The organism is Veronia nyctiphanis (genome assembly GCF_004116385.1).
Lineage (GTDB): Bacteria > Pseudomonadota > Gammaproteobacteria > Enterobacterales > Vibrionaceae > Veronia > Veronia nyctiphanis.
The window spans coordinates 72057-87399 of the sequence record NZ_PEIB01000013.1; the positions used below are offsets into that span (position 1 = coordinate 72057).

The following is a 15343-nucleotide window of genomic DNA, read 5'->3' on the forward strand; positions in this document are numbered from 1 at the left end:
CAATATGATCAAACTCGGCGTGTTGGATAACCCAAGAATGGCGCAGGCTTTTGTCGACTACATGGCTGCAATGGACATTGACGTTAAGCTTGGGCCGGAGGACGGTGGCCGAGTTGGATTGTGGCTGATTAATGACATCAACCAAGAGATCGCCGAAAAGGAACTGGCAGACTTTTTAACTGATCCTACTGCCGGTAAATACTTCGAATCATCATGGAAAGTCGCTGAAACCCGTACGGCGACATTTAGCTACGGCTCAACGGGTCTTTTAACCTTACTCAAACAGCAAGCTGGCCCGTTAACGTTGTCACTGATGGTGACTTGTGCGGTCGTGTATATATTCAGCTGGCTCGGCTTCATTGTTCCCATTTTTGATCTGTTGCACTTTCCTGAAAGCATTGATGAATCTTGGCAAGTTTGGCGCTGGTTCAGCCATGGGTTGCTCCATTTTTCGACGCTTCACCTGGTCTTTAATCTTATCTGGTGGTGGGTGTTAGGCGGGCGCATAGAACAAAAGCAGGGAGCTTATCGGCTATTGCAGGTATTTCTGATATCTGCGGCATTTTCTGGTCTCGCCCAGTACCTGTCAGCGGGCCCCAACTTTGGCGGGCTGTCTGGTGTCGTCTACGCTCTGCTCGGATACGTGTGGTTTCTCGGTTACTTTGCGCCAGAAAAGGGCATTCAGATAGAGCGCGCGTACGTAGGTTTCATGCTTGCTTGGCTGGTGATTGGCTTTTTCGAGCCCCTAGGAATGCAAATTGCCAATATTGCGCACTTGGCAGGCCTAATATCTGGCTGCATGATGGGATGGTATGCGGCAAAAGTGAAGGCTTAGCGTATGAACGAGGGTGGGCGACAATAATGCCGCCCTGTTCAGAAGAGGTGTTTTAAATTATTTAAAGCATGTTGGTCGGTGAAGGCGTATTTTTTGCTTTTTCGCCCCCCTTAGCTTCCTCAACAGCATTCATGAGTACGGGTTGAATGTCAGGGTCTTTAGCGAGTTCGTTGATCGCTTTTTGGAATTCAGGGTTCTTCAGCGAATCAGACTTCACTGCGTCCTTGAAGACTTGTGCCAGTGCAGTTTGGACTGCGAGGCCACCGCCTGATTTAATCAAGCTTGCTAAGCTAGCGATGATCTGCTCAACCGATTTCGCGTCCTTTGCGTTCGATATCAGGGCCATAATCATGTTCGTTGCCAGCTGTTCTAGAGACTCTTCTTGGCTTTTTTGCGCCATGGCCGCCGCGATGAGTTCTTCTTCCTGTTCCATGAACTGTTGTTCAAGCGCTTGTGCTTCCTGCGCTTCTTGTGCTTTTTTATTTTCTTGCACTTTATCAGCATTCTGTTCGGGCGTTTTTGCCTGAAGGTTACTGATGCGGTTCATGATCCGAGCGCTTTGCGTGTCCATTGGCATTCTGCCGACTTCTTCCGATAGCACAGCTCTCGGCGTTTGCTGTTTTGCATCATCACCTGCGTTGGTGTCTGAGCCTGTCGCTATGCCATCTCCAGTACCTGTTGTATCTAATGGCATATTTGTTGGTGTTTGGACGCCGACATGAGCGTTGTAGGCAGCCCGTGAAGGAATTGCACCTGTTAAATCTGACATAACTTGCCTCTCCTGAACGTAAAACGTGCCAACAGACAGCGTTGACTCTCAGTGAGTGTGTTCAGATGAAGTCTTGTTCCATTATTAGTGAGTTATGGCTAGGAATATAGCTAAACCGACTGTTTAGCTAGTCAGTTCAGCTCTAAACCTTTATGAAACAGTATTATTGATAAAGGTATTTGGTAAAAAGAAGGTCTTTGATGATGACCTGTTGCGTCTCTGCTTCCAAAAGTTCATTGAGTCTCGCCAAACATTTTTCCCGAATTGCCTGCCGGCCTGACATGGATTTGATGGTTGCCTCTGGCTCTTTACTGATGATATCGATAAGAGCGTCACGCAGAAGACCCTGATGATAAGCAACAGTAGCTTCCAATGTCGGGTCTTCGAGCATTAGCTGGACTTTTATGTTAATAAAGCCAACTTTTTTACCGGGGGTAATGTAATTTGTCGTGATCTCAGGCTGCATCGTGTAATACACAAAAGAGGGTGCCATACCCCCTTCTTCGGCATAAACGGGCAGAGCGCATGTCGTGGTAGCCACAAGTGAAAAGATCAGTGGGCGGAGTATTTTTATCATAACATTCAGTCAGAGCAGGTCTGATTCCCGTTTGAGTTTCGCTGTATGACGAACCGCAGTGTACAATGCGGCATTACGTTAAAGATCATTATTGACCATCTCGGCAATTTGTACGTCGTTTTTGTCATTTCATATCAGGATAACATGACAGAATTCAAGTCATTATATTTATCAGCGCTGCGGTTGGCGCAATGGAAGCATCCTGACAAGTCTGTATTTGAGAATACAGAAAAAGGAGCGTGGCTTCTGGAACATGGGTCAATGACAGAAAGACTCAAGCACCATTGTAAAGAGCTTAGCGTCACTGTTCTCGGTATTTCTCAGTGTGAGCGTGATGATTTAACTGAGGCCGAAAAGGCCCTGCTAAATGACGAGGCATGTGTGGTGAGAGATGTCGTGCTGGCTGGGGATGGCGTCCCTTGGGTCTGTGCGAGAACGCTCATGCCGCTTTCGACACTGACAGATCAGGAGCAGGATATCGCCGAGCTTGGCTCAGTGCCGTTGGGACAACGTGTATTTACCCATGCCACAGCAAGACGTGATGCCATCGAAGTGACCAGCCTGACGATAGAAAATCAACAGCTTGATGCGCGACGTTCAAGGCTTTGGCTCAATGAGAAGCCAATGCTGGTTTCCGAGATTTTCTTGCGCGATGCTCCTATTTATAACGTTGAAGGTGCGCTTGATGGAACTCACTAAAACGCAGGCCTTTTGGCAACTGACCAGGATGGATAGGCCTATCGGTACCTTGCTGTTGCTATGGCCGACACTATGGGCGCTGTTCATCGCGGCGGGTGGTTTTCCTGATCCTCAAATTTTGCTGGTGTTTATCGCAGGCGTCGTATTCATGCGAGCAGCAGGATGTGTGATCAACGATTTTGCTGACCGTAAGGTCGATGGTCATGTCAAAAGGACGAAAAACCGACCTTTACCGTCAGGGCTAGTGAGCACTAAAGAAGCCTTACTGCTCTTCTCTGTGCTTATTTTGGTCTCTTTTGCGCTCGTGCTTACGCTTGATTGGTTTACTGTCAGTCTTTCCGTTGTTGGTTTGCTGCTTGCCTCTATTTATCCGTTCATGAAGCGATATACGCACATGCCACAGCTGGTTCTTGGTATGGCATTTGGCTGGGCAATCCCGATGGCATATGCCGCACAGTCCGGAGAGTTACCGTTTATTGCATGGCTGCTATTTGTGGCTAATGTTGTGTGGACCGTGGCCTATGACACGCTTTATGCCATGGTCGACAGAGACGATGATTTAAAAATTGGTGTGAAATCATCAGCGATTCTCTTTGGTCGCAATGATAAAGCGATTGTTGGCTTACTGCAGTTGTCGTTTATCGCGATGATGGCAGTCGTTGGCATGCTATCGTCACTGACCTGGCCATACTATGCGAGTTTGGCGATTGCATCTGTGTTGTTGATCCGCCAGCAAATAGTGATTAGAGATCGTGAACGTGATGCGTGTTTCTGGGCTTTTCTAAACAATAATCAGGTCGGCATGGTGATTTTCATTGGTATTGCTGCCAGTTTGCTGGGTTAAGTCCTGTGACTCATCAGAAATAAAAAAAACCGGCTAATCGCCGGTTTTTCGTTCAATAGGCTATTCATCGGTCTTTTCTGATTCTATTGGCTGATTCATTATTGCTTGAATAGTGAGCTTTACTTCGGGTGAAATCAGATTGGTGATTTCTTTCATCAGATGATTCACTCTTTCACTGCGAGTATCGTACATTCCTCATCCGTATAGCCCTGCTTTTTCAGTGTCGTCATCAAGGTGCTGAAAACACCCTTATCGAAAAATTCTGGGGCGTTGATACCGTGCAAGCGAGACAAACGCTGTGCCATCATCTGGCTTTGTTTTTCCAATTCCGCTTTACCGGGCTGGTGGTGATTGAGCAGTGTCAGAGTAATGGCGTAGCGCTGCAGAGTCTCGGTGATGGTTCTACCCAACAACTGTGTTTGACTCAAATTTGCAGGGTTGAGCGACAGGATGTCGCCTTCGCGCAGCAGCAAAGATTTCTCTGCCATTACCGCCAGGATCTGATCGATATAATCGGACAGGTATTCTTCTTCATTACGCATGTAGAGCTCAGCTTTGAAGAAGGGGTAAAGTGTTTTGACTGTTTGACACAGCGCGTCATAGCTCACTGACTTTTGGTAAACCAATACCTGTGCAATCAGCGATGGCATCATAAACAGGTGAATGATGTTGTTTCGGTAGTAGGTCATCAGTAGAGACTGTTGACGGTCGAGCGAAATGATTTCGCCCAGAGAGTCTCGTTCCACAAGAAATTTATCCAGTGACAGCGCGTGTTCAACCATCTCTTTTGCAGATTCTTCAGGAGTGGTATTCATTTCTGAATATGGAGCCTGACGGAGCAAGTCGAGATACAGGGCTATCTGACCCTCAAGGGCATCACGACTGAGTGCGCGTTGGCGTGATGCCAGCAATGCGGTCGCACAAAGCGTTAACGCATTTGCTGCTGCTGCATTGTTTATACCTGTCATCATTTTATCAGCAAGCTGATTGACGGTTGGTATCAGCCACTCAGGGCGCTGCGGCTCGACAGGGTCAATGGACTCGTGCCAATGGGGCACATGGTCGTTTAGGTGTTGGTTAATCGAGATTGGCTCGCCAAAGTTAACGTAGCCTTTACCGAAGTTACGCAGTTTGCGCCAGATACCCAGCACTTGCCCGACGCTTTCCTTTTCTTTGCGCTTGCCCTGGAGTTCTTTCGAATACGTAGCCACTTCCATGACATGTTCGTAGCCAATATAGACGGGGACTAAGGTGACAGGCCTTTTAAGACCACGCAGCATGGCTTGCAATGTCATGGCAACCATACCTGTCTTCGCGGAAAGAAGCCGACCGGTGCGCGAACGTCCACCTTCAGAGAAGTATTCAACGGAGTAGCCACGCGCAAACAGCTCTGCCAGGTATTCGCGAAATACCGTTGAATAGAGGCGATTCCCTTTGAACGATCGGCGGATGAAGAAAGCGCCACTTCGACGGAAAATGGCACCCGCTGGGAAGAAGTTCAGGTTGACCCCTGCGGCGATGTGCGGGGGCACAAGGCCTTCTTTATACAATACGTATGAGAGAAGCAGGTAATCCATATGGGAGCGATGACAGGGAACATAAACGATTTCATGTCCATCCTGAGCAAGTTGTCTGATTCGCTCTGAGTTGCTGACTTCAATCCCCTGATAAATCTTGTTCCAGATGTATGTGAGTACTCTATCAAACAAGCGAATGATGTTAGGTGAGAAGTTCGCTGCGACTTCTTCCATCATATCGACGGCTTCTTTACGCACTTTGTCTACAGGAACATTTCGGCTTTTCGCCTCTTCCTGAACAACTTTATCTATCGCTTTCGAGTTCAGAAGGCGTTTAAAGAGTGCTTGTCGGTCAGGTAAATTGGGGCCCGACGCTGCCAGCTTTTGACGAGAAAAGTGAATTTTGGCTACCCGGGCAAGTTTTTGTGCAATACTGTCGTCGGTGCCATGCTGGTCTGCCATGTAGCGCACTGACACGGCCCGGCTGAAGCGCACCATCCCATCACGGCCAAGATTCATGATCGCCCATGCTTTCTGAAAACCATTCATCGGCTTTAATGCTGGCCCTGCCGCTCGCTTTTCATTGACTGCTGAGCGATCCCATACCACGGAAGCTGGCACAAGCTGGATGTCCAGTTCGCTGTCTTGCTTGTGAAGTGCCAAGAGTTCGCTGAACAGCTTTAATGAGGTCGCAGGTATTTCATCGCTTCTGCTAAAAAGACGATTCCCTTCAGAGATAAATACATACCGACAAATCGTTTTACCATTGATGTTCAAGGGCTCAAGAGGATCCGGAAGCTGGTGTTTTAAGCAACTGGTTCTCAGTGTCAATAAATCAGTATGAGAGTGAAAAGGCAGGACATAAACAACAGGTCTTGCAAGATCTAACTCAAGTTGACTGACGGGTTCAGAAGGAATGCTAATAGCTTTAACCAGCATCGATACTGGAACATTCAACAACTTATGGTAAAGGGATTGCCGCGCAGACATGACATCGAAGCCTCATAGGTTTAGTGCGCGGCAAGCATATCAGAAAATATTTGATTGGACTGCTGTCTGGGTTTGCTAATTGGCAATCTTTTCATGATTTAAACATGACAGATTATCTTCGAAACGAATTCTCTAAAAATTCAATCGTGGTGAGAACACACAAATGGCGAAATAATGACTAATCCGCTTTTCAATGGCTTAAACACTGGATATACTCACAGTTAACTGTATAAAAAGACAGGTCATGCCATGAAGCCGCTAACGTCAAGACAACAAGAAGTATTTGATTTAATCAAAGCAAAAATCGTTGAAACAGGAATGCCACCGACAAGAGCGGAGATTGCTCGTGAACTTGGTTTCCGGTCTGCCAACGCCGCAGAAGAACACTTGAAAGCCCTCGCTCGCAAAGGGGTATTGGAAATTATTCCCGGTGCTTCTCGCGGTATCAGGTTATTAGTCAATAATGATGCAGCCAATGATGAGACGGGTTTACCTCTCATAGGAAGGGTTGCCGCAGGCGAGCCCATTTTAGCGCAGGAGCATGTTGAGACGCATTACAATGTTGATCCGAGCCTGTTCAAGCCATCTGCTGACTTTCTGCTCCGTGTTAATGGGATGAGTATGAGAGACATCGGTATCATTGATGGTGACCTGTTGGCGGTACATAGAACACAAGATGTGCGAAACGGACAGGTTGTCGTGGCGCGTGTCGAAGATGACGTAACGGTAAAACGTCTCGAGCGCAATGGCACCGAAGTTCTATTACATGCCGAAAACGAAGAGTTCTCACCAATCGCTGTGGACCTGACACAACAAAGCCTGACGATTGAGGGTATTGCAGTCGGTGTTATTCGAAATAACAACTGGATGTAGGCTGGTTACATTTTTGCAACATATCGTCCAATATGACAGCTTGGCGACAAAAAGCTTTGCTGTCTAGTAAAGTTAGCTATTTTTCCTCTCAAAGCATTTCAAAAAAAGCCCTTGCACCACTGGCAAAAGAAACTCTTCTTTTGCGTGAAAAACCAAATCACTGTCGTTAAAAAACGTAAAATCATGGCTATATCAACCAACTAATCTGAATAGCGTAAATGTTGGGGATATCCTTGATTCAGTTCTTGCAACACATGTCCTCATCTCGAAATTTCGTGGAAGCCTTCAAGTTTCAGGGCAATTAATTGTGTGTTTTTTGTCCTGTGCACTTTCCTTACCTAACCTTTATGAGTAACAATCTCTTAACGACACATTAACTATAATTGCCTTATTTTAAAATCAGGCGTTTTTTGGATGCTTTGTGAAACTTAGGAGGGATCTTGTGATAACCCGTCTACTGTTCGTGTTTTCCATGCTCGTGCCTGCTTTTTCAGTTTGGGCTGATTCAGATCAATACACGCTGAATCTAACCCGTGGTGTTACTGATATTAGTGAGCAAGTGTACGGACTGCATATGACGATTCTGTACATATGTATCATCATCGGCGTCATCGTTTTTGGCGTGATGTTCTGGTCTATTCTTCACCACCGTAAGTCTAAAGGCGCGGTGCCGGCAACGTTCCATGAGAGTACCAAGGTGGAGGTTGCCTGGACTGTTGTCCCGCTTTTAATTCTCATTGGTATGGCAATACCCGCAACACGCGTATTGCTGGCGATGGAAGACGCCAGTGAGCCTGACATTACGGTTCAAGTCACGGGTTCACAATGGAAATGGCACTACCGTTATTTCGATCATGAAGTCGAATACTTCTCGTTACTCGCCTCTTCTCCGGCTCAGATCGCAAATGAAGCACCAAAGCGAGAAGCTTACCTTCTTGAGGTAGATCGCCCATTGGTTTTGCCTATCGGGAAAAAGGTGAGGTTCCTCATCACCTCCGAAGATGTCATCCACTCTTGGTGGGTGCCTGATTTTGCAGTTAAGAAAGATGCAAATCCGGGCTTTATCAACGAAGCGTGGACCAAAATCGACAAGCCGGGTATCTACCGCGGCCAGTGCACAGAGCTGTGTGGTAAGGACCACGGCTTCATGCCTGTTGTGGTTATCGCTAAACCCGTCGACGAGTTTGAAGCATGGATCCAACAAACAGCATCGACTCAGCTGCAGCGAAAGCGGAAGAACAAAAACTCCTCGATATGAAGATGCCAATGGATGAGCTGATGACGCTGGGCGAAGAGGTCTATGTCGCACGTTGTGCTGCCTGCCACATGGCAAACGGACAGGGTATACCTGGGGTTTTCCCCGCCGTTGCCAAAGCGGATATTGCGGTGAATCCAAGTCGCAAGCTCGAGCACGTAGACACCGTTGTCAACGGGCGAAAAGGTACGGCAATGCAGGCATTTGGTAATCAACTCAGCCTCAAAGAACTCGCAGCCGTTATTACCTATCAGCGTAATGCTTGGGGTAACAACACGGGCGAAGCGGTTCAAGCTGCTCAGATTAATGCTGTGCTCAATGGCCAAGAGCTTTAAGGAGAGATTCAGATGACTGATATGACGCCGGATCAGGTGGGAACAGACCATCATGATCACGACCACAAGCCATCAGGCATAATGCGTTGGGTACTCACTACTAACCACAAAGACATCGGCACCATGTATTTGGTGTTCAGTTTTGCGATGTTTTTGACGGGCGGTGCGATGGCAATGGTCATCCGTGCCGAGCTATTTCAACCCGGACTGCAACTGGTAGAGCCTAACTTCTTCAACCAGATGACGACTGTTCACGGCCTGATTATGGTTTTTGGTGCCGTTATGCCGGCATTTACCGGGCTGGCTAACTGGATGGTACCGATGATGATAGGCGCGCCAGACATGGCGTTACCGCGAATGAATAACTGGAGCTTCTGGATCCTGCCTTTTGCATTCGCGATGCTGTTAATGTCACTGTTTATGGAAGGGGGCGGTCCGAACTTCGGTTGGACCTTCTATGCGCCGCTTTCCACCACCTACTCTCCAGACAGTACGGCCTTGTTCGTGTTTGCTATCCACATCATGGGTATCAGTTCAATCATGGGCGCGATCAACGTGATTGTGACCATCATGAACCTTCGTGCGCCTGGCATGACCTACATGAAAATGCCTCTGTTTGTGTGGACATGGTTTATCACCGCATTCTTGCTGATTGCGGTGATGCCTGTACTCGCGGGGGCGGTCACCATGGTCTTGACCGATAAATACTTTGGTACATCGTTCTTTGATGCCGCCGGGGGTGGTGACCCAGTAATGTTCCAGCATATCTTCTGGTTCTTTGGTCACCCTGAGGTCTACATCATGATCCTGCCGAGCTTCGGGATCATCTCGGCCATCGTGCCTGCGTTTTCGCGTAAAAAACTGTTCGGTTATGCATCTATGGTTTACGCAACCGCATCAATTGCGGGCTTGAGCTTTATCGTTTGGGCTCACCACATGTTTACCACGGGTATGCCAGTCTTTGCCGAGCTCTTCTTCATGTTCTGTACCATGTTGATATCGGTGCCCACCGGCGTGAAAGTCTTTAACTGGGTGGCGACGATGTGGCGAGGGTCGATGACCTTTGAGACGCCGATGTTATTCGCGCTCGCCTTTATCGTTCTGTTTACGATAGGTGGGTTCTCCGGGCTGATGCTGGCTATCACACCGGTTGACTTCCAGTATCACGACACCTATTTCGTCGTGGCGCACTTCCACTACGTACTTGTCAGTGGCGCGATATTCTCCATCATGGCGGCCGCTTACTACTGGTTGCCGAAATGGACAGGCCATATGTATGACACCAAGCTGGCGTCGTGGCACTTCTGGTGTTCGTTGATTTCAGTCAACGTACTTTTCTTCCCTATGCACTTCTTAGGTCTTGCGGGCATGCCTCGCCGTATTCCTGATTACGCGCTTCAATTTGCAGACATCAACGCGATAGTGAGTATTGGTGGTTTCGCCTTTGGCTTATCTCAGCTTATTTTCCTTGCTCTGATTGTTAAATGTGCAAGAGGTGGAGAGAAAGCACCGGCTAAACCATGGGATGGTGCTGAAGGTCTTGAGTGGGAAGTACCATCACCAGCGCCTTACCACACGTTCTCAACGCCACCAAAAATCGATTAGGTCGGAGGCAATATGAATTCAGAACAAAACAACGAAAAAGCTAATAACAAGTCAGCGGTAAAGCTGGCCGTTATGGCGTTGCTGATGTTTGGATTCGCCTTCGCGTTGGTACCTCTGTATGACGTGTTTTGCGATATCACGGGTATAAACGGCAAAACCAGCAATGAAGCGGCGCAAGAGATTAATCAGGTCGATTTCTCCCGCACCGTTACGGTTGAGTTTATCGCCTACACCCGTCCCGGGATGAATTGGTCGTTCAAACCTGAAATCAAGCGGATCACCGTGCATCCAGGTGAAACCAAAACGATATCGTACATGGCAGAAAACCGTTCGCTTTGGGACGCTGTCGGGCAGGCCGTACCCTCGGTCAGCCCCGGTCTCGCTGCACAGTACCTAAATAAAATCGAATGCTTTTGTTTCAACAGGCAACCTCTGGCCGCAGGAGCGCGTGCGGAATTGCCTTTGGTGTTTTATGTCGACCCGAATATACCGGACGACATCAATACAATGACGCTGGCTTACACCCTGTTCGACGCAAAAAAAGAACCCAAGTCAGCAACACAATAATCGCTACGAGGTTACTATGGCTACGACTGAATCTGGTTCAGATCTGGCAACGGACTACGAAAACTATTACGTACCAGCACAGAGCATTTGGCCTATTGTTGGTGCGATAGCGCTTTTCTTCATCGCAATGGGGGCGGGTGCTACGGTCGCTGATCTATTTGGTGGCAATGGCCCATGGATGCTTCTCATCGGAGTGGGACTGATTCTCTTCATGCTGACTGGCTGGTTTAGAGATGTCATCAACGAATCTATGGGCGGCCTTTATTCTGCGCAGATGGACCGATCATTCCGTCAGGGCATGAGTTGGTTCATCTTTTCTGAAGTAATGTTCTTTGGCGCGTTCTTCGGTGCACTCTTCTACGCAAGATTAATTGCAGTGCCTTGGCTGGGTGGTGCTAGCAACAATGCCATGACCGCGGCTGTGCTTTGGCCTGATTTTGTAGCTCAGTGGCCATTGCTTAAAACTCCGGGTGGTACAGAAACACAGGCAATGCCAGCGATGGGGCTCCCTTTGTACAACACACTTCTGCTGCTTACATCGTCAATTACAATCCACTTTGCGCACGTTGGTCTGGAAAAAGACAAGCGCTCGCAACTCACTTGGTTTTTACTTGCGACCATTGTTCTCGGCTGGGTGTTCTTGTTCTTTCAAGTAGAAGAGTACATTCACGCTTACCGTGACCTGGACTTGCGTTTAGATTCTGGTGTGTATGGAAATACCTTCTTCTTACTCACCGGGTTCCACGGGCTGCATGTAACACTCGGGACGATAATACTCTTCGTTGTTTGGCTTCGGATACTCAGGGGGCATATGACGTCACAGAGCCATTTCGCCTTCCAAGCAGGTGCTTGGTATTGGCACTTCGTTGATGTCGTCTGGCTCTGTCTTTTCGTCTTCGTTTACATCATTTGACGATATTCAGAAGGGGCGTGAGTTTGGCTCTATCGCCCCTGTTGCCAGAGCAACAAGAAGAATGACAAAGACAATAACCGAAAAGAACACCCGACGACCAAGATAGCGCGACATCGGAACATCAGACTGACCTTTGACCAGTATCGGCAATGCACGAAACAGGTTGAATAAAATAAATATCAGCAGGCAAACGAGAATTCCTTTGAGCAGCATGTCGCCTCCAGCAGGCAATAATGAGAAGTCATCCTTTCCAGTACGCCGACTAAGGCGTTTCGGATTCTTGTTGTTCACTTTGGCGGCAACCCTGATTCTGGTCAAGCTTGGATTTTGGCAGATAGGGCGTGGTATCGAAAAAGCTGAGCTACTGAATACGATAGTGCAACGCCAACAACATACTGTGACTTCTCCATTAGACGTGATCGGAGACGTGCGCGGCACCATGGTGGCCCTTAATGGGCGGATTGATTCGCGAAACAGCTTGTTGCTTGATAACCAGACACACAATGGTCAGCAGGGTTATCGCTGGTTTGCACCACTTTTCACAGGCTACGGTGTCGTTTTGTTGGAGCTTGGTTGGGTGGCAGCACCCTATTACCGCAGCGAATTACCAGCATTACCCAGTCTAGCCGGGGATTATCTGGTATCAGGTGTGGCAGATATGCCATCAAAACGCGTCACCTTGGCCGAGGCAGAGCAAGAGGCGACATGGCCTTTCAGGGTGCAGACAGTCAGTGTGGAGAGATTTGAAAAAGAAATAGGAGAGTCGGTTTTGCCTTGGCTTGTCAGGTGGATTCGATATCTCAAACAGGAAATACCAACGATATTTTACCCGCTCTTGGCGTGACTCACGTCTGGGAACCTGTCGTTATGAAACCAGAAAAACATTATGCCTACGCATTGCAGTGGTTTGGTCTGGCCTTAGTTGTCGTAATCGGAACCGTCATATGGTGGCGAAGGAGTAGTCAGTGAAAGGGAAGAAAGCATTGCTGATAGTGGCAGCAGTATTCATTCTGCCAATAGCCGCTGCAAAACTGGTTTTAGAAATGGGGTTATATCAGGGCGGTTCGACGAACAACGGACACTTGTTTGCCGAAAAAGATATGTTGGATGCCAAGTGGCTTGAGCAACAAGGTATGTGGCGGGTGGTTTACCCAATGCCCGATGATTGTGGTGAAGCCTGTAAATATGCTCTGTTCCAGCTTGGCCAAATGCCCACGGCTGTCGGCCCAAATCGTGACAGGTTTGCGAGTATTATCCTGACGGATGCGGGGCAGGAAAACGTTAATCAGGTGACTGCGCAACTGTCAGGACAAAAAGAATTTCTGGTACAGCAAATTGATGCAGAAATCGCACGTCAGATTGAAGCACTTCCAATTAGCCACGACGGTGAGGTCCTATATCTTGCCGATCCGCTTGGCAACGTCATCATGGCTTATCCAATACCTGCTGATGATTCTGAGAGAATTGCACAAGGAAAAGGGCTGCTTACTGATCTTCGCAAATTGATGAAACTGTCAAAGGTGGGTTAACCATGGATAAAGACAGAACTTATCGGATATTTATCTACGTTACGCTTGTGTGGTCCCTGATGGTTGTTGCGATGGGGGCATACACTCGGCTTACAGAGGCAGGGCTTGGTTGCCCAGACTGGCCAGGGTGTTATGGCCTTTTGACTGTGCCTCAGACAGAAATACAGATCACGAAAGCCGAGAAGGCTTTTCCCGGCGCACCTGTTGAAATTGAGAAAGCATGGAATGAAATGATTCATCGCTATATCGCTGGTGGTCTCGGGTTAATGATTGCAGCTATTGCGTGTATGTCGTGGCAGGTTAAAGGCAGACCAAGAATTGTCCCAGCGGCGCTACTTGGTGTCGTTGTGTTTCAGGCTGTCCTCGGGATGTGGACAGTCACGATGAACCTCATGCCTATCGTTGTGATGGGTCACTTGATGGGAGGCTTTTGTACCGTGACTTTGCTGGGGGTGCTTGCCCGGCGGCAGTATCTTGAGAGGCAACGTCAGAAAAAGTCAGAAGGTATTCATCATCGACGTCTGAAACTCTCACCCATTGATGGCAAAACTAAAGCATTGGCAGTGGGTGCATTTTTCGCTGTGGTATTGCAGATTGTCTTGGGTGGATGGACATCGGCCAACTATGCGGCGACAGTATGTACGCAACTTCCAATCTGCGAGGTGGACTGGGTCGAAAAATATGACACGTCAGCATTCAACCTTGTTGTTCCTGAGCACGATACCTACCAATACGGTGTGCTTAATTTTGACCAGCGGGTCACCATACATGCCACGCACCGTATCGGCGCCATCATAGTCTCTGGTCTGGTTCTTTTGCTGGCTGCTGCCGTCTATCGCCTACTCGGAGCAAGACAAAGCTATCTGTTAGTGGGTTTGCTTTCGGTCCAGATAATTTTGGGTGTGACAAATGTCGTGGCGTTGTTGCCGCTGCCCGTGGCTGTCGCACATAACCTCGGTGGTTTGGCTCTGCTATTGGCTGTGGTTAATATCAACATGCAGTTATTTTACTGGACTGGCTCACTATCAGTCCTTGCGAAAAGAAGGGATGCAAGAGGATTAAGCCATGGATAAGGTGTCTCCAACACAAGAGCAGGCAAACATCGCGTTAGAACCTGAACTTGAAGCATCCCCGGGGTGGCGAGATTATCTGGAAATGACCAAACCAAAAGTGGTAGCGATGCTGTTGCTCACCGCATTGGTCGGAATGTGTCTGGCTGTGCCTACGTTACCGCCGGCAACCGCCGTGATAGTGGGTCTGCTAGGTATTGGCATGCAGTCTTCTGCTGCTGCGGTTTTTAATCATGTTCTCGATCAACGCATTGACCGTCAGATGCAACGGACATTTAAACGTCCTATGGCCAAAGGCCGTGTGACTATGTTCAATGCGTTGGCGTTTGGTGTAGCGTTGATGGTGATGGGTTTTGCCCTTCTTTACGCTCTCAATGCATTGGTGGCATGGTTGACGTTCGCCAGTCTGATTGGTTATGCGCTTGTGTATACCGTTTGGCTCAAGCATGCCACGCCACAAAATATTGTGATTGGTGGACTGGCGGGAGCAATGCCACCACTGCTGGGTTGGGTCGCGGTTACCGGAGAAGTTCACCCTCATGCGCTGTTGTTGGTGATGCTGATTTTCACATGGACACCGCCGCACTTCTGGGCGTTGGCCATTCACCGCAAGAAAGATTACGCCAAAGCGGGCGTGCCAATGCTGCCCGTCACGCATGGCATTGATTTCACCAAAACTATGGTCCTGTTGTACACCTTGCTTCAGGTGGTGGTTGGCTTATTGCTTGGCTGTCAGGAATGAGTGGCCATATCTATCTCATTGGCAGCTTGGCGTTGAACCTCGGCTTTGTCGCATATGCATGGCGATTGAAGTTTTCGGACCAAAAAGGCCTTGCGTGGGACACCTTCAAGTTTTCAATCTGGCACATTCTCGGCCTTTTTGTGGTGCTTCTTGCAGACCATGCCTGGTATGCGATGACCTAATGCTAAAAGGGCCAAAATAACGGCCCTTTACTCTTTGCTGT

General features: G+C 48.3%; 14 protein-coding genes and 3 pseudogenes. 13 read left to right on the forward strand and 4 right to left on the reverse strand.

Annotation, left to right across the window (positions count from 1 at the left end):
• Positions 1-4 precede the first annotated feature (4 nt).
• Positions 5-835: a rhomboid family intramembrane serine protease GlpG gene (gene glpG / locus CS022_RS12035; RefSeq protein ID WP_129122475.1), complete on the forward strand. Its 831-nt coding sequence runs from the start codon at positions 5-7 to the stop codon at positions 833-835.
• Positions 836-896: 61 nt separating this feature from the next.
• Here glpG and CS022_RS12040 read toward each other — a convergent pair whose 3' ends face one another.
• Together CS022_RS12040 and CS022_RS12045 are read right to left on the reverse strand one after the other, a co-directional pair.
• Positions 897-1604, reverse strand: coding sequence for a hypothetical protein (locus tag CS022_RS12040; RefSeq protein ID WP_129122476.1), 708 nt, complete (start codon positions 1602-1604; stop codon positions 897-899).
• A gap of 163 nt (positions 1605-1767) precedes the next feature.
• On the reverse strand, positions 1768-2097 hold the full coding sequence (locus CS022_RS12045) for a flagellar basal body-associated FliL family protein (protein ID WP_268967896.1): 330 nt from the start codon (positions 2095-2097) through the stop codon (positions 1768-1770).
• A gap of 228 nt (positions 2098-2325) precedes the next feature.
• On the opposite strand from CS022_RS12045, the gene CS022_RS12050 reads away from it, so the two are divergent.
• Positions 2326-2880 (forward strand): chorismate--pyruvate lyase family protein, encoded by a 555-nt coding sequence (locus CS022_RS12050; RefSeq protein ID WP_129122520.1) that lies wholly within the window; start codon positions 2326-2328, stop codon positions 2878-2880.
• On the forward strand, positions 2867-3724 hold the full coding sequence (gene ubiA / locus CS022_RS12055) for a 4-hydroxybenzoate octaprenyltransferase (protein WP_129122478.1): 858 nt from the start codon (positions 2867-2869) through the stop codon (positions 3722-3724). Before CS022_RS12050 ends, ubiA begins: the two co-directional genes overlap by 14 nt.
• Before the next feature lie 60 nt (positions 3725-3784).
• Here ubiA and plsB read toward each other — a convergent pair.
• Positions 3785-6231: pseudogene (gene plsB / locus CS022_RS12060) on the reverse strand (glycerol-3-phosphate 1-O-acyltransferase PlsB).
• A gap of 249 nt (positions 6232-6480) precedes the next feature.
• Here plsB and lexA point away from each other — a divergent pair.
• The 5 genes and pseudogenes from lexA (at position 6481) to CS022_RS12085 (ending at position 11779) form a co-directional block, all read left to right on the forward strand.
• Positions 6481-7104 (forward strand): transcriptional repressor LexA, encoded by a 624-nt coding sequence (gene lexA, locus CS022_RS12065; RefSeq protein WP_129122479.1) that lies wholly within the window; start codon positions 6481-6483, stop codon positions 7102-7104.
• A gap of 472 nt (positions 7105-7576) precedes the next feature.
• Positions 7577-8694, forward strand: a pseudogene (gene coxB, locus CS022_RS12070) (cytochrome c oxidase subunit II).
• A 12-nt stretch (positions 8695-8706) separates the two neighbouring features.
• Entirely contained in the window at positions 8707-10299 is a 1593-nt protein-coding gene (gene ctaD, locus CS022_RS12075) for a cytochrome c oxidase subunit I (protein ID WP_129122480.1), read from the forward strand.
• Between the two features lie 12 nt (positions 10300-10311).
• On the forward strand, positions 10312-10866 hold the full coding sequence (locus CS022_RS12080; RefSeq protein ID WP_129122481.1) for a cytochrome c oxidase assembly protein: 555 nt from the start codon (positions 10312-10314) through the stop codon (positions 10864-10866).
• Positions 10867-10882: 16 nt separating this feature from the next.
• The gene (locus CS022_RS12085) at positions 10883-11779 is read left to right on the forward strand and encodes a cytochrome c oxidase subunit 3 (RefSeq protein WP_129122482.1); all 897 of its coding nucleotides are present in this window, start codon (positions 10883-10885) and stop codon (positions 11777-11779) included.
• A gap of 6 nt (positions 11780-11785) precedes the next feature.
• Here the strand turns inward: CS022_RS12085 and CS022_RS12090 are convergent, their stop codons facing one another.
• Entirely contained in the window at positions 11786-11992 is a 207-nt protein-coding gene (locus tag CS022_RS12090; RefSeq protein WP_129122483.1) for a DUF2909 domain-containing protein, read from the reverse strand.
• A gap of 67 nt (positions 11993-12059) precedes the next feature.
• On the opposite strand from CS022_RS12090, the gene CS022_RS12095 reads away from it, so the two are divergent.
• The 5 genes and pseudogenes from CS022_RS12095 (at position 12060) to cyoE (ending at position 15302) form a co-directional block, all read left to right on the forward strand.
• On the forward strand, positions 12060-12623 hold the full coding sequence (locus tag CS022_RS12095) for an SURF1 family protein (protein ID WP_268967897.1): 564 nt from the start codon (positions 12060-12062) through the stop codon (positions 12621-12623).
• Positions 12620-12748: an SURF1 family cytochrome oxidase biogenesis protein gene (locus tag CS022_RS27325; protein ID WP_268967898.1), complete on the forward strand. Its 129-nt coding sequence runs from the start codon at positions 12620-12622 to the stop codon at positions 12746-12748. The genes CS022_RS12095 and CS022_RS27325 overlap by 4 nt, the downstream gene beginning before the upstream one ends.
• The gene (locus CS022_RS12100; RefSeq protein ID WP_129122484.1) at positions 12745-13308 is read left to right on the forward strand and encodes a hypothetical protein; all 564 of its coding nucleotides are present in this window, start codon (positions 12745-12747) and stop codon (positions 13306-13308) included. Before CS022_RS27325 ends, CS022_RS12100 begins: the two co-directional genes overlap by 4 nt.
• Positions 13309-13310: 2 nt before the next feature.
• Positions 13311-14381, forward strand: a complete 1071-nt coding sequence (locus tag CS022_RS12105; protein WP_129122485.1) for a COX15/CtaA family protein — start codon at positions 13311-13313, stop codon at positions 14379-14381.
• A pseudogene (gene cyoE / locus CS022_RS12110) lies at positions 14374-15302 on the forward strand (heme o synthase). Before CS022_RS12105 ends, cyoE begins: the two are co-directional and overlap by 8 nt.
• Positions 15303-15343 lie beyond the last annotated feature (41 nt).

Coding starts and splice junctions, on each gene's coding strand:
- glpG (WP_129122475.1), top strand. CDS start 5: ATGATCAAACTCGGCGTGTTGGATAACCCAAGAATGGCGCAGGCTTTT.
- CS022_RS12040 (WP_129122476.1), bottom strand. CDS start 1,604: ATGTCAGATTTAACAGGTGCAATTCCTTCACGGGCTGCCTACAACGCT.
- CS022_RS12045 (WP_268967896.1), bottom strand. CDS start 2,097: ATGGCACCCTCTTTTGTGTATTACACGATGCAGCCTGAGATCACGACA.
- CS022_RS12050 (WP_129122520.1), top strand. CDS start 2,326: ATGACAGAATTCAAGTCATTATATTTATCAGCGCTGCGGTTGGCGCAA.
- ubiA (WP_129122478.1), top strand. CDS start 2,867: ATGGAACTCACTAAAACGCAGGCCTTTTGGCAACTGACCAGGATGGAT.
- lexA (WP_129122479.1), top strand. CDS start 6,481: ATGAAGCCGCTAACGTCAAGACAACAAGAAGTATTTGATTTAATCAAA.
- ctaD (WP_129122480.1), top strand. CDS start 8,707: ATGACTGATATGACGCCGGATCAGGTGGGAACAGACCATCATGATCAC.
- CS022_RS12080 (WP_129122481.1), top strand. CDS start 10,312: ATGAATTCAGAACAAAACAACGAAAAAGCTAATAACAAGTCAGCGGTA.
- CS022_RS12085 (WP_129122482.1), top strand. CDS start 10,883: ATGGCTACGACTGAATCTGGTTCAGATCTGGCAACGGACTACGAAAAC.
- CS022_RS12090 (WP_129122483.1), bottom strand. CDS start 11,992: ATGCTGCTCAAAGGAATTCTCGTTTGCCTGCTGATATTTATTTTATTC.
- CS022_RS12105 (WP_129122485.1), top strand. CDS start 13,311: ATGGATAAAGACAGAACTTATCGGATATTTATCTACGTTACGCTTGTG.